Below are 19,677 nucleotides of genomic sequence, written 5' to 3'. Positions count from 1 at the left end.
CCGTTTCCTTACAAAGTTGGCCCCCTCAATCGAGCAAGCGAGAGCTGAACAGTTTGGCGCGAATTCTGATCGTCGAGGACGAGGCTCTGATCGCAGAGCTGTTGGCGATGTACATCGAGGAGATGGGGCACGAGTCCGTTGGGACTGCGGCGACCGTCGAGCAGGCTCTCTTGCTCTTGAACCGCGAACATCCGGCGTGCGCCATTCTCGACTGCTCGCTTGGACGTCAGGAAAGCACGCCAATTGCAGAAGCGCTTGCTAAAGCGGGAATTCCCTTCGCGTTCGCCACGGGACGCGGGCACGACGCCTTGCCGGAAGGCTTCAAGCAACGTCCTATGATCGCGAAGCCCTACATTTTCGAGGACGTGCAGCGCGTATTGGCGACTATGATTTCATAGCGGGAATAAGAGCGTGGCGCGCGTTCCCTGCGCCACCGTCGCAAACTTCAGTTCTCCGCCGAGGTTCTTCGCCATCGAAGCGATGACCTTTGATCCCAAGCCCGTTCCGCCTGTCGGTGCCTGCGCAATCAGGCCGACGCCATCGTCTTCAACTGACAGCAAACCCTGACCGACTTCCACCGTAAGTATGATGCGGATCTCGCCACCGCGATTATCGGGGTACGCATATTTGTAGGCATTCGTCACGAGCTCGGTCGTTAGAATCCCGAGCGACACGGCTTTGTCTGTCGGAAGAAGCACTTTCATGCAGCTGAGCCGGATGGGATGGTTTCGGCCCTCATCCGTCATGGCGGCCGTGAGATCTTCCACCAGTCCGTCCAGGTAATCGCTGACGTCGACGCTGCGGACATCGGGCGACGTATAGAGCCGGCGATGGACGCTTGCTACGGCAATGATCCTCGCCTGCACTCGGGCGAGGAGATCGCGTGCCGAAGCATCGCGGATCGAATTGCGCTGAAGTCCGACGAGGCCCGCCACGATCGCGAGCGAATTGGCGACGCGGTGATTGACCTCTTTGAGCAACAGCTCCGCGCGGTCCCGCGCCAAGCGGACCTCATTATCGGCCGCTTCCTTTTCGCGGCGAAGTCTTTCTTGATCCAGCGCCGTCGCGATGGCTTTTGCGAGCAGTTCGCGGAAATGGCCCTGCACGTCCTTCCAGACGTAATCCACGGCGCCGGACTTCAATGCCGTGACGGCAATGTGGCTGTCTTCCGAACCCGTCACGTAGACGACCGGTGGCGCATTCGGAAGCGCGCGGATACTTCTCAGAATTTCGAGGCCCGTGTGCCCGGGCATGTGGTGATCCAGCGCGACAATATCGAAGCGCGTGTCCGTCAGCAGCTCCAAGCCTTCGGCGCCAGAAAGAGCGATGACGACTTCGAAACCACGCGTCTCCAGCGTCTTTTGAATGAGCCGCGAGATGCCGGGATCGTCATCAATATACAGGACCTTGGAGCGTGACATCGTCACTGGGTTTCCGGAACCTGTATCACCGAGAAGAACAGCCCGAGCTGGCGAATGGCGTGGGAGAAGTTGTCGTAATCAACGGGCTTGGTGATGTAGACGTTCGCCCCAAGGTCATAGCAGCGTTTGATTTCGCGCTCGTCATCGGTCGTCGTCAGTACGACCACCGGGATGCGGCGGGTATGCTCATTCGCCTTGATCTTTTCCAAGATGCTCACGCCCGTCATGTCCGGCAAATTGAGGTCCAGGAGCGCCAGGAGATGCCTTTTAGCGCTGACTTCGCCGCTACCATCGGGTCCGAACAGGTAGGCCAAGGCATCCGTCCCCGTAGTAAAGGGAAGAATTTCGTTGTTGACGCCCGCGCGGCGGATATTCCGCTCGATGAGGCGTGCGTGCCCGGCGTCATCTTCGATCATCACGATCCGTACTGGATTCCCACTCACGCGATCATTCCCCTCGAATATTCAACTTGGTCGGCAGCGTCACACGAAACTTGGTGCCTCGCCCCAGTTCCGATGTCATGGTTATTTCACCGCCGAGCCTTCTGACCAGGGCGCGGACATGCGCAAGACCGATGCCCTCCCCCTGCTGATCCTGCGGCCCGGCCCGGCGGAACAGGTCGAAAACCCTATCGCGGTCATCGGCGGCGATCCCACGTCCATTGTCTTCGACGTCGATTTCAACCATCCCCCAGCGGCTCGATGCCTGCCGGATCGTAATCACCGGCGGACGATCTTTGGCGCGGTATTTCAGGGCATTATCCACGAGGTTTCCAAAGATTTGCTCAAGAGCCAGCCGATCACCCTCAATGGTGGCAAGGGGCTTCAGGATGCGAATTTCTCCCTCAGCCGAGGAAACACGGTGCTGCACGGCGCCCGCTATGGAATCGAAGAAATCACCGAGGTTTATGCTTTCCGGAGCGAGCACCCGCTGCCCTTCACGGGAAAGCTTCAATATAGCTTTTATGAGGCCATCCATTTTCTGCGTCGAGGTGCGGATGAAGCCGATGGATTCCGGCAGATCGGTTGTAACGGCGGCTTTCGCGGCTTCGGCATTCGCGAGCGCGTTGATCTCGGGGTTGTTCGTCAAAGCCCGCAACGTTTCCAGGCTTGCCTCCAGCTCGCTCGTATAACCCATAACGTTAACGAGCGGCGCGCGCAGGTCGTGGCTTACGATATAGGCAAACCGTTGAATCTCTTCGTTTGCGCGTTGCAGGTCCGCAGTCCGTTCCTTGACGCGATTTTCCAGCCCCGTGTTGAGTTCCCGCAATTCATTCCGGGCCAAGACAAGTTGGCGCGTGTATTTGACGATGGTTGCAATGCCGCCCAGAGCTGCAAGCAGAATGAAAGCACCTGCTAAAAGCGAGAACTGACGAGCTGCGGCCGCGTCGACGCGCTGTCCTTCCACACCTTCACTCAGTTTCTTGTCGACGCGCTCAAACATATCTCCGATCGAAGTGCGGATCTGGTCCATCAAGTCCTTCCCTCGGTCGCTCTTGACGATATCGAGGGCTTCGGACGCCTTTCCGGCTTTGTACGTCTGGATGGTTTCCGCTAACTCCGAGAGCTTTTGAGCGATCTCCTTTTTTATCTGCTCAATTCTCGGACCGTCCTGTGGACCGTCCTCGAATGCCGCCCCAACCTCTGCAAGCCGCTTCTCCAAATTTGAAACGGCCATTTCGTAGGGCTCGAGGTAGCGAGGCTCACCCGTCAACAGATAGCCCCTCTGGCCCGTTTCCGCGTCCTGGACTGTCGAGAGAAGCCGCACGAGCGTCGTCCGCTGGGCGCGGGCTTTCAAGACGTTTTCCGTGGTCGACTGGGTTCGCTGGACAAGCCAGAACGAAGTGATCATCAAAAGGATGAGTGCCGCGAAAGCTGCGGCGCCGAAAACATACGTTGTTCGAAGAAGTCGCTGAGTATCGGGGGGCATTAAGCTCTTAGGCGATTATTCACGGGATGGCCTTATTACCAACTGCCCCTCCTGGTGACTAGCCGTCACGACCGCCCGAAATGGACAATATATTAAACTACCGCAGCTAGAGCGGACGTACTATTCCGCGTTGATCTCATTTTTCGGAACCAAAGGCTCAGCCGCGAATTGAATAGTATCGGCTTGGTTCGTCCTGGCCAGGAAGAGGCGTTTTTATCCGTTAATTTCGCCTAAGCCCTGAGCGCCTGAGGCTCGGCCGTGACGGCCGTAAATTTTACCCCTTTGGAACATCGCAGTGAGTTTGAGTAAGTTGAGTAACCGGCGCACAGTTCGCCAGCCATTGGAGTCCGCGGGTCCCGATCAACATCAGCGGCACTGGGTCGAGATCTTCACCGCTCGCGTGACCGAGCGACTGAAAGAGATCCTGCAGGAAGACATGGATTGGATGACGTCACGGCCTATTCTCGATCGGCTCAACCGTTTGCACGACATAGAAGAGGCGCGTGCTCCGAAACCTGATCGTCCCGACACCATTCCTTCGAACGGCAGTCCAGAAACCCGCAAATAATCGACTGCGTTTCGCCGATCGTCAGATCAGCTCGTGAACGCTGAACTGCTCACCGTCATCCGTCCAGACGCGATTGGCTTTCCAGCCCGCCTTTTCGGCGAGTTCGCGAAACTCCGCGAGTGTGTACTTATAAGAGTTCTCGGTGTGAATGCTTTCGCCCATATTAAAGTGAAAGCTCCGCCCGGCGGCCGTGGCGTCTTGCATGCAATCGCTGACTAGATGCATTTCAATCCGACCCACGCGCGGATTATAAATCGCCTTGTGATGAAATGCTGTCAGGTCGAATGTGCCAGCGAGTTCGCGATTAATTCGAGCGAGCAAGTTCAAATTGAAGGCGGCTGTGACACCCGACGCATCGTTATAGGCGCGAACAAGAACGCGCGGGTCTTTCTTCAGATCAACGCCGATAATGAGCCGACCTTGCTTTCCCAACACCTTCCTGAAATTCGAAAGAAGAGTGATTGCTTCGTTCGGCGCAAGGTTGCCGATTGTCGAACCGGGGAAAAACCCGGTCTTGCGTGAATCGCGAAACCCATTTGGAAGCTTCGTTAGACTAGAGAAATCCGCGACGAGTGGTCTAATCTCAAGCTCCGGGTAACGCTCTCCCAAGCGCGCCGTTGCGTCGGCCAAGGCTGCTTCAGAGACGTCCAAGGGGACGTACGTAATGCGATCGGCGATATGGTCTAGAAGTATCTCGGTCTTCAGGCTCGAGCCCGATCCGAATTCTAGGAGAACATCGCCGCTTGAAAAGCCGTCAACGATCTCTGCGGCACATCCATTGAGAATTCCGATCTCGGTCCGCGTCGGATAATACTCGGCAAGACGAGTGATTTCCTCAAACAGGTTGCTTCCGCGTGCATCGTAGAAAAAGCGGCACGGCAGTGTTTTCTGCACACGCGACAATCCGTGAATGACGCTCAGCGAGAAATCATCGGTGATGGTCGTTACGCATGCCGGCAACCTTTCGAGCGTTGGAACATGACGCATTACTTGACCTCCGCCGCAAGGCGCAAGCCGAGGAATTGCCAGCGCTGATGGGGATAGAAGAAATTTCGATAAGTCGCGCGGGAATGTCCGGGCGGCGTGGCGCAGGAGGAGCCGCGCAGCACATGCTGACCGACCATGAACTTCCCGTTGTACTCGCCGATTGCGCCTGCGGGCGGTCTGTAGCCGGGATAGGGGAGATAGGCGCTCGCAGTCCATTGCCAGACTTGGCCGAAAAGCTGCTTCGGCGCTTTTGAGTTCGACGTCTCGCTTCGCTGCGGCCGCAGCACACCGGATGATTTCGCCGCTTCCTCATTATGAGAGAGAGCCGCCACTTCCCATTCGAATTCTGTTGGCAAACGCTTGCCCGCCCATCGCGCGAAAGCGTCGGCCTCATAATAAGAGACGTGGGTCACAGGTTCTGCAGGCGCGACCGGCAGCAGCCCTTGAAGAGACATTTGCGACCAGCCGTCGGCCGTCTCCTCCCAATAAAGCGGGGATTCCCACTCTTCGCGATTAACGGCCGCCCAGCCATCCGAGAGCCAAAGCGCCGGCGTCGCGTAACCGCCATCATTCATGAATGCGAGCCATTCAGCGTTCGTCACGAGTCTGTTCGCGAGCTTGAACGGCTGAACTAGAGCTTCATGCGACGGGAGTTCGTTGTCCCACCAATAACCGTCGCCCGCATGACCTATTCTAACAATGCCACCCGGAAATTCCGTCCACGTGAGTGGCTCGGGTTTGGCGAGATCGAGGGCAAATGGTTTCGCCTGATAGGCCGGGCGCAAGGGATTTGATGCAAAGAGCGCGAGAACATCCGTCAGCAATAGCTCTTGGTGCTGCTGCTCGTGATTGATTCCGACTTCAATAAGCCGCGCTACTTCGTCGTGCTTAATGCCATCGCTCGCGAGAAGGCGGCGAAGGCTGTCATCCACGTGTGTACGATATGCGAAAACACGCTCGGACGACGGCCGCGTCAGCAGACCTCTTTTGGGTCGCGGATGACGAGGCCCGAGCGCTTCGTAATATGAATTGAAGCAATAGTTGAAAGCCTCATCGAAAACCTGATAGCCGGCGAGATGAGGCCTTAAAACGAAGTTTTCGAAAAACCAAGTTACGTGCGCGAGGTGCCACTTGGTAGGACTCGCATCGTCGGACGCCTGAACCACCATGTCTTCGGCGGAGAGCGGCTCCGCTAAATCAAGAGAATGGCGTCGTGTCTCAAACAGGCGAGCCGCAAGCGCGTCGCGACTGTTTGAAGTCGCCTCTTCTCCAAATGAGAATGAGGCGTTTTGGTTTTGGGGAGCCTTCTCGGCCGCAGGATGTTCCAAACGAACTTCTCTGGATTTTAGCCCGCGCCGCCGCGCAGATCACTGGCACCAAACCCTCAAACGCCAGTCTATCCAGCATGGTTCCCTCGCCGACCGCAATAGCGAATGGAAATGAGGCATCACCCGCTTACCCCTTTGCCGCACCCTTACTTTTATGTTTCGTCTCGGCTTTTTCGTGCTTTTCGCCGTATTTCATGCCCTCAAGCTTGATGCCGTCCGGATCCAGAAAGAAAACTGCATAGTAATCGTCATAATACTCAGCAGCAGGATCAACGATCTTTATGTCGTGTTTTTTCAGGTAGTCTTGCAGTTCATCGACATCCTTCCGATTGCGCAGCTGAAATGCGTAATGATGGAGACCTACGTCGCCAGTCTGATGTTTATGCTTTCGCCCATCTTCATCAGCCTGGCCAATCCAATACCGGGTCTTGCCGTTGGTCCATCCGATCGAGTCTTCGTACTCGTCCAAGACCTCGAAACCGAGAAAATCAAAAAGACCGCTGTAAAAGGCCTTCGATTTTGGAAAATCGCTCACGCGGACCGATATGTGGTCGATGCCGGTGACACGCGACATGGCTTGCTCTCCGATTGAAAATTAAGCTCGGTGCAAAAACCGCCAATCGCTAACTGCGTTCCTTCCGCCCTCGGCCGGGGCGGTAAAAACGCTCAGCTCAATTGTAATTTTATCCGTTCAGGGCCCATACGTGAGCTGCGGACCCACATCAGGCGTCGCGCACCGATAGATTGCGTCGAGTTCGCACGCCATATGATCAAAAGTGCGCTGCGGACGGATATTGCGACGGAGTCTGCGGAGTTCAGCGGGAGAGGCGAGCAGGCTTTCGATTCGGCTCGCCAATTCGATCGCGTTTCGGGCTGAGAACAGCAACCCGTCGACGTTATCCCGAACGCGCTCCGCAATGCCGCCGAGGCGACTACCTATGATCGGAAGCCCGGCGGCCATGGCCTCATAAACCGCGAGGGGTCCCGTTTCGAGCCAGACCGATGGCACCAGGCAGGCATCGTGCGCGACAAGTTCTTCGAGCATTCTTTCCGCAACCACGACTCTGGGCGGCAGCAGTCGCTTGTCGCCCTCGAACGGCCCGAGGAGGCGCGCGCCGTAATCGGAGTTCCACCCGGAACCGAACAGCGAAATCGTCAACGGTGCACGCCGGTCAATTCTTTTCAGCGCTTCGAGGATCGTTTCGATGCCTTTAACGTCGCTACAGCGGCCTGCGAACACCAACCGCAGCGGTCGCGTCTCATTGAACATCTCTGGCAAATGGGCATCGAATGCTACGGGATTTTGCGAGACACCCATCTCGACGAATGCGATCTTTTCCTCGGGCACGCCGTTTTGACGAAGCACGTCGGCGATCCACCGAGATTGGATATGGAAGACATCGATCAGCTCGATCGCGGCATGAAAAGCGGTGATGAACGTTTTGGTCATCCTGCGCGATGAAAGAATTCGGCCGATCACGCCTTCGCGGCGTTCGGTACCATCGGTCAGATCAATTCGTGCGAGAAGCTGTGCCAGTTTCACCGGCATTCCGCGGTTGGCCAATCGGCAGCGGGTGCAGCGGGTGATTTCAAGACGGCCGTCGCATGGCGATACGCCATTTTCGAGCAAGCCGGTCTGAGGGCATGAAATACCGCCGGTGTGGTAAGTGACGATTGTCCGCGCGCCTACAGCCTTCACTGCTTCAAGGTGCAACATTCCCGCCGTCAGCCCGAGTGTATGAAAGTGCGCAACAGCTGGCTTCAGCTCTTCGAAAAGGTTGCAAACGCTGGGCGCGGCATCCGGGCGGCGTGCGTAATAAGCCTTTCGGGTGATCCCGAGCACGGGAGGCAGCACACGTATTTCGAGCTCACCATGCGCAGGCTCAGCTAGTGGACGATCAATATCTCCGGCGTTCTGATTGAGGACGATGATCGGCCGCCAACCGAGATCGGCCTGTCGCCTCGCCAAGGCGCGCACGAATGTGTTGGAACCACCTCCACCCGTGACACTCGAAGCGCCGACGAAATGGAGGCAAATCGGACGGCCCACTGCTGATGGCCGTTCGACGCCGATCATATTCATGTGGCGCTAGATGGAGATTTGCGGAGCGAGTTTCTGGGATAGTTGTGTCGATGCGATGAGCGGGCGAGACTGGCGCGAGCGGAGGCTTCTCACCGTCCCATATATTCGCCGTTGATCACGCGTCATCAATGCAGGAAGGCGTAAGGCCGCGAGCAGCGAGAGGAAAGACTCGCGGTTCAATCGACAGAGAAAACCGTGCTTGATTATACGGGCGCATCCGATAGCCGCCGCACGCGCCGGAAATTTGAAGGCTTCGATCATTTTCGTATATTGTCCGTGAACCGCAAAGCCTCCTTCGAAATTTGCCAAGAGGCGCTTAGCGTATGCAGCCGTCAGCCGCTTCGATGCGATATCGTGCTTGAACCGCAGTCTCTCGCTGAAAATGAGCTTGTATCCAGCGCCCAATAGGCAGGCTGAGATCTCGAGATCTTCGCCAGAAAGAAGCTCCGCGCCTTTTCGCCCACTGAGCGCCGGAAATCCAGGCAATGTGTAGAGAAATTCGATGACGTCTCGCCGGATGACGAGGCCTGCACCCCAAAGCGCGTTGACCCTTGTCTCCGTTTCCGGCTCATCGGGCAGATGCGCAATTTTCGATAATGGAACTCCGACTGCGAAGCCCCAGGAGAATGTGTAAAACCATGGCGGCAAAATTTCCGGGTTTGCCGGTGTCGAGCAGCCGCCTGCGGCGCCGACATCGGGATCGCGCATGATCCTCATGGCGTGCATCAAATAATCTTCGGCGATCCAGTTATCGTCGTCACAGAAGACCACGATGCCGAACGATGCGGCTCGCACTCCAGCGCGGCGCGCATATGCGAGTCCGGCTTGCGGCTCGTCAATGGTTGAGAAGGTGAACCGATTATTATCGCAGGCGCTCCACGCTGACTTGGCGCGGTCCGCGGTAGCGTCGGTAGAATTGTTATCGACGAGAATGATCTCGACGGGGAAGTCCGCGTGACATCGAGCGAGCGCCTCAATAGTCGGACGAATGCGTTCCGCGCTATTGTGAGCGCAGATGACGACGGTGATACCGTTCATATCAGCGGACCGGCAGCCGGACACCATATTCGTCGGCGGTGCCCCATTCCGCGGGCCAATCGAGATGGCCAATGGCTGATGTGGGCGGAAGCATGCGATGAGCGTCATCTTCACCGAGTGTGAAGTTCAGGACGTCAATTCTGGCATCGTAGTCTTCATGCCAATCACCCAACCAAACCGATAGTGAATATCTACCGGGACGGATCGGCAATCGACGCGCCTCACATCTCAGTACGCCGTGGGTCGCGCCCTTGACTGGATTGCGGCTCGGGTGAAACCGGCTATTTGATCCCCATACCGACTCGCCCGTATCTGCTCGCAGCACAACGCCGCCGATAGCCATTTGCAATGGCTTCGGCGAAGCAAAGTAGATGTCGACGATCAGGTCGCGCTCAGAAAGTGCTTCGCTATTCACGTCGATCGCAGTGATTGCGGGCTTACCTGGATTTGCCGCGAAAGAAATTGAATGCGCGGCGTCACTCGAACCGACGTATTGCTTGATGACGGCGTTGACTGAATCATCGCGTGCAACGCAGCCTCCGACGAGGAGGAGGCTCCGGTTGCAAAGAGCTTTGACGGCAGCAAAATTGTGACTCACGAAAAGGACTGTGCGCCCGTGCCCGGCAACATCCTTCATTTTGCCGAGACATTTTTTCTGAAATTCCGCGTCACCCACGGCCAGGACTTCATCAACGACGAGAATTTCCGATTCCAAGTGTGCCGCGACAGCGAAGGCCAAGCGAACATACATTCCGCTCGAGTAGCGCTTTACAGGCGTATCGAGGAATTTCTCGACCTCTGCGAATGCGACGATTTCATCGAACTTCCGGGCGATCTCGGCGCGCTTCATCCCGAGGATGGCGCCGTTGAGGTAGATGTTTTCGCGTCCCGTCAGCTCTGGATGAAAGCCCGTGCCGACTTCAAGCAGGCTCGCGAGGCGACCTCTGATTTCGACACGCCCGCTGGTCGGCTCGGTGATGCGCGACAAGACTTTGAGAAGCGTTGATTTGCCCGCGCCGTTGCGGCCGACGACACCGACGACATCGCCGCGCTTGAGTTCGAAGGAGATATCCTTCAGCGCCCAGAACTCTTCTATTTCGTCACCTTGGATGAGTTGCCGGCCACGCGCAACGTCCAACGCGCCGTGGAAAAATCGCGTTGCCGAGCGCATCAGCACGTCGCGCAAAGCGGTGTAGCGTTCGCGCTCGGTCCGATGCCCGATGACGTAGCGCTTGCTGAGGTGATCGGCACGAATGACTATGTCCGTCATCTTCTGGTGCGAAGTGCTTTACACCAGATCCGCGAACGCCCGCTCGGCGCCGCGAAAATATCTGAGGCCGTACCACATCATGAACGCCGCGACGCCGATGCTCGCGAGAAAGCCCGGCATATAGAGCTGACTCTCGCCGCCAAGAAGGCTCCAACGAAATCCGTCGATAACGCCGACGACCGGGTTCAAACTATACCAGAACCGCAGTTCCAGAGGGATGATCTCGCTCGAAAAGCCAACGGGGGAAACGTAAAGGCCGAATTGGATCACGAAGGGAATGACATACCGGACGTCGCGATATTTGACATTGAGTGCGGTGATATAGAGCGCGGGCCCCAGACTAGCGACGACGGCGAATGCGATGAATATGGGAAGGAACACAACGTGCCAGCTCGGTTGATAGCCATACCAAGCCATCAAGCCAAAGAGAATTGCGAGATTGATCATGAAATCGACGAGCGCAACGACTCCGGCAGAAGCGGGCAGGATCAAACGCGGGAAATAGACTTTGCCGATCAAGCTCGAATTATTGATGAGACTGCTTGATGCTTCGCTGAGGATGCTCGAGAATAGAAACCAGGGGAGCATGCCAGCGAAAACCAAGATCGGGTATGGCACATCTCCATCGCTTGGCAGCTTCGCGAGTTTTCCGAATACCACAGTGAAGATGACCATGGTCAGCAGCGGCCGTACGATTGCCCAGGCCACACCGATGACCGTCTGCTTGTAACGCACCGCAACGTCCCGCCACGCAAGGATGGCGAACAGTTCGCGGTAATGCCAGAGATCGGACCAGTAATTCCGCTCGCTGCGCGAGGCTTCGAGAACGTGCAGACGCATTTGCTCAGATTGAGAAATCGAGTGATCCCTCCGCTCTTCTATCGCGATGAATATGTTCGTCGATGATCTCGCGGAACCGCTATCGCCGGTAATACGGGCGAAGCGGATGCGCCGAGATATGCTTGAAAGAAATCTTCCGAACTACGGGTGAAACCTGTTCACCCGATCTCAGATTTAGGGCCTCGTTACGGTGCCCGGAGCGAACATTGTTCGTTCGCCGATAAGTTCATTTCGCAGATAACAAGCGTCACCGTCAACCTTATTTGCCCCGATTACCAGACATCTGTGGACATTGGGCCACGCGCGATACTGGCTTGCATCTCCTTGGCTTCCAGTGCCCCGCCCGCCGGCAAAACGATGCTCACTCACGAGAACAAACGCAACGAAAAGAGCCATCTAATTTAATTATCCGCCGTGTACTGACATTTAGAAACAAACCGTCAACCTTGCCGAGCAAATCCTCTGCGGTTGCCGGTGACCCGGCGTATTGCTTTCGATAGCACATTCAATTTTTCGCTAATTAACAGCCGAATAGATTATTTTTTATATCGGGAAATCACAACGTGGCGGCCGATGGTCATAACGACGATGGCAGCGGTACAGTCCGGCGTCTTCGTAAACTCCGCTTTACACGACCATCGCGGTTGGACGAGTCCAACCAGCGAGACTTTCCTGTCTTTCTAGCCTCTGCGCCTGATGAAAATCTTTCTTTCCCGCCTGAACCTTCGCTCGCCGAAGAAATTGCCGAGACATTCGCAGAAAGGTGGCGAGCGTGGAGAAATTGGCTGGTTCAAAATATCTCGGACCTCTCCATTCGCTGCCCCACCGAGAAGGAAACGCAGCTCATAGCGCGAATTGCGCTTGTGCTTTTGTTCGTTCCTCTTGCGATTGCGCTCTCGCCAAATGGCGTGCGTCGAACTTCAAAAACTCACCCGTCCCAATTTGTTTTAGAAGATCGCCTGAGTTTTGGTGATGGTTTGCGGCAGCGGTTGGCGTCGGGGGCTGTCGCCCTCAGTTTGGAAAAAGTAGAAAATATTGCGGAATTGAAGGCCGATGCTGCGGTCCCCGTCGCCGAGGATTCGGCGACACTAACTTTTTCATCGCCGGTAGCTCGGACGGCCGTCATTCCATTACCGGCGCTCGTCATGGACGAAAGACAATGGAGTCTGCCGTTCAACAGTCAGAATTATGCGGTCACCGATTTGCCGACGAGCCCGCAAGCGTCATTCAAGACGAAGGTCGATGCGTCGAGCTTTCCGGAAGAGATAGAGAGCATTGCTGCGCAGAACGATGTTCCGGTTGTCGCTCCTCTCGTGCAAGCGAAGCGTCTGGCTGAACGGCGCAAAAGAGTTCTCGCCTATTCTCGTCGTATTCCGAGGGTCAATCGCATGCCGCCCGCCATCGTCGAGACGGTCGTTGTCGAGCAGCAGGAGCCAGTTTTTCCGCCACTTCTCTTTTTCCTAGGCGGTCCCGCGGAGCCAGAGCCGCCGCCTCCGCCACAAAAGCTACCGCCGAAAAATCAATCTTGGATTTCGAATACGCTTCAGGACATTTTCAAGGATTAACGCTGACGCTTTCACGCACGATGGGCGCAACTTGCGTTCCCAAAAGTTCTATCGACTTCAGCATTGCCTGATGATCCGTCGACGCGGAGCTCATCTGAAATGTGAAACGCGAAACACCGCCCAGGTCGTCGCTCGCTTCGTGCAATTTGCGAGCGACCGTTTCGGGATCGCCAATTAGAAACGCGCCACCCGGACCGCATTGGGCTTCAAACTGAGCGCGCGTGACGGGTGGCCATCCTCGTTCGCGGCCAATCTCAGTGAACATGTCAGACCATCCAGGGAAAAATGCGTCCCTTGCTTCGGCCGAACTTTTCGCGACAAAACCAAGTGCATGAACCCCCACTCTTTGGTTTTCCGGTGGATGCCCGGCGCGGCGCCACGCTTCGCGATAGAGATCGACGAGGGGCCGAAAGCGCCGGAACTCGCCTCCGATGATCGCGACCATCAAAGGCAATCCCAGAAGGCCGGCACGAGCGAATGACTGCCTCGTGCCGCCCACACCCAACCAAATCGGAAGCTCGGCTTGGTATGGGCGCGGATAAATGCCTTGACCGGAAAGCTCGGGACGAAACTTTCCCGACCAATGGACTTTATCGTTCGCGCGGATTTCGAGCAGCAGCTGAAGTTTCTCGGCGAATAGCGCGTCATAGTCTTCGAAGCGCAGTCCGAATAATGGATAGGCTTCGCCGAATGAACCGCGGCCGACAACGATTTCGGCCCGGCCCTTTGAAATCAGATCGAGCGTCGCGAACTCTTGAAAAACACGCACGGGGTCGGCCGCGCTTAGAACGGTGACTGCGCTCGTCAACCGGATCGACTTGGTTCGTGCTGCGGCGGCTGCGAGAATGATGGCAGGTGCGGAGTCGAGAAATTCGGGCCGATGATGCTCACCGATGCCGAATACGTCGAGGCCGCATCGGTCGGCCGTCTCGATTTCTTCGATCAGATTGGCTATCCGGCCGGCGGGCGAAAGGGTGTCGGCCGACGTGCCGGACATGATCGCTGCAAAACTATCGATTCCGATTTCCAATAAAGTGCCTCCAACCTAGCGCTCACGCAGTTAGGTTTTCGTCTGGGCGGGGCGATCGCGCAACCAACAATTAGCGAGAAAAAATTACGTCGAGTTGCGCTTCGAACATCTCACCGATATCGACGGGATTGGCCTTGTCCAAAAATTTATTGAGCACGATGCCCGCCCAAATCGGCGCCAGAAGAAAATGCGGATTTTTTGCGAGGTAATCGCTCTCCAGCTCACCTGACTTTCTCGCCGAGACCGCGAGACGCTTGACCTTCTGCGCAAGCGGATCGATCACGTCGCGGCGATAGATCTCGACAAGAGCCGGGAACCGTGCACCTTCTGCGATGACGACGCGGGCGATATCTGCGCGGCTCTTCTTGTCGATGTTTCGAATAGACACCAAGAGCGTTCGCCGCAGGAACGCTTCGACGGTCTCACTGGGCCCTCTTTTCGACTCTTCTACATCAATGTGAGCGTGGACGATCTCCTGCTGCACCACTGCGGAGAACAGCGCTTCTTTGGCTTCGAAATAGCGGTAGATCAGTCCCTTTGCGACGCCTGCGCGCTTCGACACGCTTTCTATGGTGGCGTCGGCGAAACCTTTCTCGAGAAATTCCGCGAGTGCCGCATCGACGATCGTTTGCCGCGTCTGAGCCGTTTTCTCCGGACTCGCGCCACGGCGGCGAACCACTTCTCGACGGCGCGTTGCCTGACGAGGCTCCTGAACGGTCTTTTGCATATGCCCTCATTTTCCTACCCGATCGGGGCGTTCTCAGTTGAGGTCTTCCGTTTGCGACTAGGACCCATGCGTTTGTGGGACGGTCCGTACTGCCGCATGATCTTGACAAAAGTGACTGGCAAGTCATTTATGATGCCTAGGGGCAATATTCAAGTTCTAACTGCGAACACGGGCCTGCCCCTCAGTTCAGGAAGCGCGATGGGCCTGCCCACGACACAACAATGGCTGTTCTCCCTTAAGACGTTCACGGCTGCTTCGCTGGCGCTGTTAATCAGTCTTTGGGTACCGCTGACAAACCCATACTGGGCGTTAGCCACGGTTTATATTGCTTCCAACCCGTTGTCGGGCGCGACGCGATCGAAGGCTGTCTTCCGCGTGTTCGGAACGCTGATCGGCGCTGTTGCCGCCGTCGTCATGGTTCCCAATCTTGCAAACGCGCCCGTTCTGCTCGTGCTTGCCATGGCAGGCTGGACGTCGATCTGTCTCTATATATCGCTGCTCGACCGCAGTCCGAGAAGCTACGTGTTCATGCTCGCGGGCTATACCGCAGCTCTGATCGGATTTCCGACGGTCAACGTCCCGGACACGATTTTTGACGTTGCGCTGGCACGAACAGAGGAGATCACCCTTGGCATCGTCTGCGCCGCTGTGGTCTCGAGCATCGTGTTTCCGCGACCCGTCGTTAAGGCGGTAACGCAAAGACTTGAGGCGTGGCTAAAAAATTCTGACGCCAGCGCGCGCGACGCGCTCGAAGCAAAATCTGGTCCGGAAGCCGACGCGCACCGTCTGCGTCTCGCCGCCGGTACGGGCGAGATTGAAAACCTCGCAAGCCATCTCGCCTATGATGCCGGTGGCCATCCGGAACTGCCGCGGCTCGTTCGGGAGATCCAGCCGCGAATGCTTCTGCTTCTTCCTATTCTATCGTCGATTTCTGACGGGCTACGCGAGCTTGCTTCGCTGGGTGGTCCGTCGGGCCCGGTGCGTGCACTCGTAGAACGCCTCGATCGATGGCTGACGCCGGAGCGTCCAGGCGATGCGCAGCAGTTCGACAATTTGCGAAAAGATATCGACCGACGCATCGACACACCCAGTGTCCATCGGACGTGGCATGATCTGCTTGAGCTCACCCTACTCATGCGGCTGCGCGATCTCACCGCAATCCGAGGCGATTGTCTCCATGTGATGACCGCTATGGCGGGAAATGCGACGCCTCGCCCGAATGACTTCGCGTATCAGATCGAGGGGACAGCCATTCGCACGCGCCATTCCGATCGCGGGCAGGCGGCCGTGTCCGCGCTGGTCAGCTTTTCGACGGTTATCGTCTGCTGCACCTTCTGGATTCTACTTGCGTGGCCGGAAGGCGGTACGGCAGCGATGATGGCCGCCGTCGCCGGAAGCCTTTTCGCAGCCCAGGACAATCCAGTGCCTTCCATCATGGCTTTCGCCAAGTGGGCGGTGGCTGCTTCCATTCTATCCGGAATTTATGTCTTCGGCGTTTTTCCGCACGTCCACAACTTCGAAACGCTCATGCTGGTGTTTGCGCCTGCGCTCCTGACTATCGGTCTGCTCTTGTCAAAGCCCGAGACGCTCTTGATCGGCCTTTCTCTGGGCGTCAACGGTCTCGCCACGATTGGTATCCAGGCGCACTTCAGCGTAGACACCGCCGCGTTTCTCAACGGGAGCATCGCGACTACGTTTGGGGTGTGTATTGCTGCTGTCATGGCATCTTTGCTACGCCCCGTCGGCGCGGAGTGGAGCATTCGCCGCCTTGCCAACGCGAACAGAGCAACGCTTGCCGAGATAGCGAAAGCAGAAGATTCGTCTCAGGACGCGCGGTTAACAGGCGTCATGCTCGACCGCCTGATCCTCCTCGCTCCACGCGCTAAAGCGGCCGGTCACAGGATCCCCGAAGCGATCGGAGAGCTGCGGCAGGGGTTCAATATTATCGATCTTCGACGCGCGCGTCCGGGTCTCTCGACGTATTCGAGGCGGCGCGTCGATGCGGTTCTCATGGCTTTGAAGCAACATTACAACGGAAGCTCTACAGCAGAGGCGCCGACTTCGGTGCTCGACAGGATCAATCGCGCCATCGTCGCGGTGCGTGACGAGGATGGCTCGTCGAGCCGCAAGGCGTTGCTTGGGCTTGTCGGCCTGAGGCGCAGCCTCTTCCCGGGAGAACCGTCGCCGCCATATCTCCCGCCTGCGCCCGAAATGCTCGAGGCAGCCGAATGAATCCAGAACTCAACATCTTCGGCGTCTTCGTGCCGTCGATCCTCGTCTGCGCGGTCATGTCCTTTTTCGCGATGGCCGTGATCGCGCGCGGGCTGCGATATCTCGGCGTCTATCGTTTTGTGTGGCACCAGTCGTTGTTCAATCTCTGCGTTTTTGTTTGCCTGCTTGGTGCAAGCGTCATGTATTTCTCGAAGGTTCACTGATGATTTCCCTATTATCGAAACTCGGCCGCTTTGCTGTCACCATTGTTGCACTCGGATTTGCGATCGCCGTCGGTTGGCGGCTCTGGGTTCATTACGAAGTGGAGCCCTGGACGCGCGATGGGCGCGTGCGCGCAGACATCATCGAGATTGCGCCGGACGTTTCCGGTCTCGTCACCGAGGTTCTCGTGCGGGACAATCAGCTCGTTCACAAAGGCGATGTTCTCTTTCGCATCGACCGCGATCGCTTCCTGCTGGCGCTCCGGCAGGCGGAGGCCAATGTCGAGGGGCAGAAAGCTACGCTTGAGGCTGCCCAGAAGGATCTCGTGCGCTACCGCACGATGAGCAGCATCGCGGTCAGCCAGCAGAAGGTTGAGCAGGTGACAGCGACGGAAGCCAAGGCCCAAGCGGATTTACATCAGGCCGAGGCAGATCGCGATGTTGCGAAGCTCAATCTTGAGCGGTCCGACGTCCGCGCTTCGGTCAACGGTCCGATCACGAACTTCGATTTGAAGCCGGGCAACTATGTGACCTCAGGCAAGGGCGTTGCGGCGCTCATCGATCAGGATTCGTATCACGTCGATGGATATTTCGAGGAAACGAAGTTGCCGTTGATCCATGTCGGCGACCGAGCGACGGTTCACATGATGGGTGAAGATCGGGCGATCATAGGCCACGTGGAGAGCATCGCCGGCGGCATCGAGGATCGCGACAGAAGCAATGGCAGCAATCTGCTTGCCGACGTCAATCCAACGTTCAGCTGGGTGCGCCTCGCTCAACGCATTCCTGTGCGCATCGCATTGGATGATGTTCCGGACGGCCTGCGTCTCGTTGCGGGCCGGACGTCGACCGTGGTTATCAACCCCTAACCGATTGACCGAAAAAGCATTGCATGACGGCTGCGCATAATCGCGAGACGGCCCGTGTGCTCGCGTCGTCATTCTGCCGCCTCCCCGGCCCATATATCGTGAGAAGCCGACCGGCTGAGATCGATGTAGGATTTAGTCGATGTCGAAAGGGATTTGGATATGGCCGCTCATCACCACGTCGCGTCCGACCTCATAGGGCTTATTCGGCGCGCATACCTGTCAAGACGCCGCTTCATGACGGCATCTGCGGCTGCCGCGGCCGGCTATACGCTCGCAGCCGGTCCGGTGCGGGCAAATTCAATCACAACGAGCGCCGCCGGTCTCGACACCGGCACCGCGAAGGTGGAGACGCCGGAAGGCGCTATGCCGGCTTATTACGCGAAGCCCGCGGGTGCACATAATCCGCCCATCATTCTCGTCTGTATGGAGATCTTTGGTCTTCACGAGTACATCAAAGATGTGACGCGGCGGCTTGCAAAGCTTGGCGCTTTTGCGATTGCTCCGGACTATTACTTCAAGCTTGGAGACCTGACGAAGATCAGCGACATCAAGGAGCTGGTGCCCCTCGTCAACTCAAAACCAGATTCCCAGCTCGTCGCCGACCTCGATGCAACCGTCCGCTGGGCCAAAGCCCAAGGCGGTGACGCATCGAAGCTCGGCATTTTAGGCTTTTGCCGCGGCGGCCGGGCTGTTTGGGTTTATTGCGCCGCCAACGCCGATGTTAAAGCGGGCGTCGCGTTCTACGGCTCGCTTGTCGATCCGGCAGCACAAAAGGAGGTTTGGCCGAAAAGCCCCATCGAGCTTGCTGCGGACATGAAGGCGCCGGTGCTCGGTCTTTACGGCGGTGATGATCAGGGCATCCCCCCGGCGCAAGTCGATATGATGAAGGCCGCCTTAGCAGCAGGGGGAAAAACTGCAGAATTCAAAATTTATCCGGGCGCTCCGCATGGCTTCCATGCTGATTACCGTCCCAGTTACCATGCAGAAGCTGCCAAAGATGCCTGGATACAGGCGGAGAACTGGTTCAAGCGATGGTCAGTCCTGCCTTGAATCGTTTCGTTGAACATTGAGGGTGTATCGCAGGAACTTCGCAGTCGGCTCCCAAGTTCTTTGAATTAGTGGCACCAACTGATGAGGTCAGACATGTGCGACTATTCTCTCGAAATGTTTCAGAGCCGGCCGGCGCGACGGGGCGAGGAGTACATCAGCAATAAGTTCCCGAGTGGAACCGTGGGTTTTGTAGCCCGTGGTGATCAGTCGGTCGCTGTTTGCATGGCGTGCGATATGGAGCTCCAGCTTTCCGGCATTTCGTCGTTCATCCAAGAACATGCTGATGTATCGGACCGGGAAAGTGCTACGTTCACGCAGGTGGACGGACCATTTCACCGCGACGCCATCCGATTTCGGAATGGCAGAGTGATAACGCTTCAGGCTCTTGGACCGGGCGTCGTGGCTCGCGTTTGCGACACGCAGATCGAACGTCCACTCGCTATGCCGCTAAAGGAAGAGACGGAAGTGAAGGAAGAAGCCCTCGTTTAACGATCGGGCTTCAACGATCATTACCGAGAGCACTCGTGTGAACTCGAGTGC

20 protein-coding genes are annotated in these 19,677 nt (G+C 57.0%); 8 read left to right on the top strand and 12 right to left on the bottom strand.

Going from position 1 to position 19,677, the window contains the following annotated elements; translation table 11 throughout:
- Nucleotides 1-53: 53 nt before the first annotated feature.
- Complete coding sequence (locus G359_RS05680) at nt 54-398, top strand: response regulator (protein WP_052699200.1); 345 nt, start codon at nt 54-56, stop codon at nt 396-398.
- Here G359_RS05680 and G359_RS05675 read toward each other — a convergent pair.
- From G359_RS05675 to G359_RS05665, 3 genes are read right to left on the bottom strand one after another with little or no spacing between them, the layout of a single operon-like run.
- Nucleotides 393-1,421 (bottom strand): sensor histidine kinase, encoded by a 1,029-nt coding sequence (locus G359_RS05675; protein ID WP_045835344.1) that lies wholly within the window; start codon nt 1,419-1,421, stop codon nt 393-395. The genes G359_RS05680 and G359_RS05675 overlap by 6 nt on opposite strands.
- A gap of 2 nt (nt 1,422-1,423) precedes the next feature.
- Nucleotides 1,424-1,837 (bottom strand): response regulator, encoded by a 414-nt coding sequence (locus tag G359_RS05670; protein ID WP_045835343.1) that lies wholly within the window; start codon nt 1,835-1,837, stop codon nt 1,424-1,426.
- A 31-nt stretch (nt 1,838-1,868) separates the two neighbouring features.
- Nucleotides 1,869-3,272, bottom strand: a complete 1,404-nt coding sequence (locus G359_RS05665) for a sensor histidine kinase (protein WP_245280108.1) — start codon at nt 3,270-3,272, stop codon at nt 1,869-1,871.
- 373 nt (nt 3,273-3,645) lie between these two features.
- Between G359_RS05665 and G359_RS05660 the strand changes: the two genes are divergently transcribed.
- Nucleotides 3,646-3,918 (top strand): hypothetical protein, encoded by a 273-nt coding sequence (locus G359_RS05660; RefSeq protein ID WP_197077533.1) that lies wholly within the window; start codon nt 3,646-3,648, stop codon nt 3,916-3,918.
- 21 nt (nt 3,919-3,939) lie between these two features.
- Here the strand turns inward: G359_RS05660 and egtD are convergent, their stop codons facing one another.
- The 7 genes from egtD to G359_RS05625 all read right to left on the bottom strand — a co-directional run bounded on the left by egtD (nt 3,940) and on the right by G359_RS05625 (nt 11,464).
- A complete protein-coding gene (egtD, locus tag G359_RS05655; RefSeq protein ID WP_045835340.1) occupies nt 3,940-4,905 on the bottom strand; it encodes an L-histidine N(alpha)-methyltransferase in 966 nt (321 codons plus the stop codon).
- Nucleotides 4,905-6,233, bottom strand: coding sequence for an ergothioneine biosynthesis protein EgtB (gene egtB, locus G359_RS05650; protein WP_045835339.1), 1,329 nt, complete (start codon nt 6,231-6,233; stop codon nt 4,905-4,907). The genes egtD and egtB overlap by 1 nt, the downstream gene beginning before the upstream one ends.
- 127 nt (nt 6,234-6,360) lie before the next feature.
- Nucleotides 6,361-6,807, bottom strand: coding sequence for a VOC family protein (locus tag G359_RS05645; protein WP_045835338.1), 447 nt, complete (start codon nt 6,805-6,807; stop codon nt 6,361-6,363).
- A gap of 117 nt (nt 6,808-6,924) precedes the next feature.
- Nucleotides 6,925-8,316, bottom strand: a complete 1,392-nt coding sequence (locus G359_RS05640) for a glycosyltransferase (RefSeq protein WP_045835337.1) — start codon at nt 8,314-8,316, stop codon at nt 6,925-6,927.
- Between the two features lie 6 nt (nt 8,317-8,322).
- Complete coding sequence (locus G359_RS05635; protein WP_197077532.1) at nt 8,323-9,354, bottom strand: glycosyltransferase; 1,032 nt, start codon at nt 9,352-9,354, stop codon at nt 8,323-8,325.
- Between the two features lies 1 nt (nt 9,355).
- Complete coding sequence (locus G359_RS05630) at nt 9,356-10,624, bottom strand: ABC transporter ATP-binding protein (protein ID WP_045835335.1); 1,269 nt, start codon at nt 10,622-10,624, stop codon at nt 9,356-9,358.
- Between the two features lie 18 nt (nt 10,625-10,642).
- The gene (locus tag G359_RS05625; RefSeq protein WP_045835334.1) at nt 10,643-11,464 is read right to left on the bottom strand and encodes an ABC transporter permease; all 822 of its coding nucleotides are present in this window, start codon (nt 11,462-11,464) and stop codon (nt 10,643-10,645) included.
- Between the two features lie 1,016 nt (nt 11,465-12,480).
- On the opposite strand from G359_RS05625, the gene G359_RS20325 reads away from it, so the two are divergent.
- Nucleotides 12,481-13,029: a hypothetical protein gene (locus tag G359_RS20325; RefSeq protein ID WP_156150676.1), complete on the top strand. Its 549-nt coding sequence runs from the start codon at nt 12,481-12,483 to the stop codon at nt 13,027-13,029.
- On the opposite strand, the gene G359_RS05615 is transcribed toward G359_RS20325, so the two are convergent.
- Together G359_RS05615 and G359_RS05610 are read right to left on the bottom strand one after the other, a co-directional pair.
- The gene (locus tag G359_RS05615) at nt 13,019-14,059 is read right to left on the bottom strand and encodes an LLM class flavin-dependent oxidoreductase (RefSeq protein WP_045835332.1); all 1,041 of its coding nucleotides are present in this window, start codon (nt 14,057-14,059) and stop codon (nt 13,019-13,021) included. The two genes, G359_RS20325 and G359_RS05615, sit on opposite strands and share 11 nt — an antisense overlap.
- 70 nt (nt 14,060-14,129) lie before the next feature.
- Complete coding sequence (locus tag G359_RS05610; RefSeq protein WP_045835331.1) at nt 14,130-14,786, bottom strand: TetR/AcrR family transcriptional regulator; 657 nt, start codon at nt 14,784-14,786, stop codon at nt 14,130-14,132.
- 198 nt (nt 14,787-14,984) lie between these two features.
- Between G359_RS05610 and G359_RS05605 the strand changes: the two genes are divergently transcribed.
- The 5 genes from G359_RS05605 to G359_RS05585 all read left to right on the top strand — a co-directional run bounded on the left by G359_RS05605 (nt 14,985) and on the right by G359_RS05585 (nt 19,626).
- Nucleotides 14,985-17,018, top strand: a complete 2,034-nt coding sequence (locus G359_RS05605) for an FUSC family protein (RefSeq protein ID WP_045837690.1) — start codon at nt 14,985-14,987, stop codon at nt 17,016-17,018.
- The gene (locus tag G359_RS05600) at nt 17,015-17,221 is read left to right on the top strand and encodes a DUF1656 domain-containing protein (protein WP_045835330.1); all 207 of its coding nucleotides are present in this window, start codon (nt 17,015-17,017) and stop codon (nt 17,219-17,221) included. Before G359_RS05605 ends, G359_RS05600 begins: the two co-directional genes overlap by 4 nt.
- Nucleotides 17,221-18,087, top strand: a complete 867-nt coding sequence (locus tag G359_RS05595) for an efflux RND transporter periplasmic adaptor subunit (RefSeq protein WP_045835329.1) — start codon at nt 17,221-17,223, stop codon at nt 18,085-18,087. Before G359_RS05600 ends, G359_RS05595 begins: the two co-directional genes overlap by 1 nt.
- A 159-nt stretch (nt 18,088-18,246) precedes the next feature.
- Nucleotides 18,247-19,137 carry a dienelactone hydrolase family protein gene (locus tag G359_RS05590; RefSeq protein ID WP_045835328.1) on the top strand — a complete coding sequence of 297 codons (891 nt, stop codon included), beginning with the start codon at nt 18,247-18,249 and terminating at the stop codon, nt 19,135-19,137.
- A gap of 93 nt (nt 19,138-19,230) precedes the next feature.
- Nucleotides 19,231-19,626 (top strand): hypothetical protein, encoded by a 396-nt coding sequence (locus tag G359_RS05585; RefSeq protein WP_045835327.1) that lies wholly within the window; start codon nt 19,231-19,233, stop codon nt 19,624-19,626.
- Nucleotides 19,627-19,677 lie beyond the last annotated feature (51 nt).

The sequence above is a fragment of the Hyphomicrobium sp. 99 genome, assembly GCF_000384335.2.
Lineage (GTDB): Bacteria > Pseudomonadota > Alphaproteobacteria > Rhizobiales > Hyphomicrobiaceae > Hyphomicrobium_B.
Note: the sequence above shows the minus strand (reverse complement) of the source record. Positions and strands in the feature narration are given on the sequence as shown.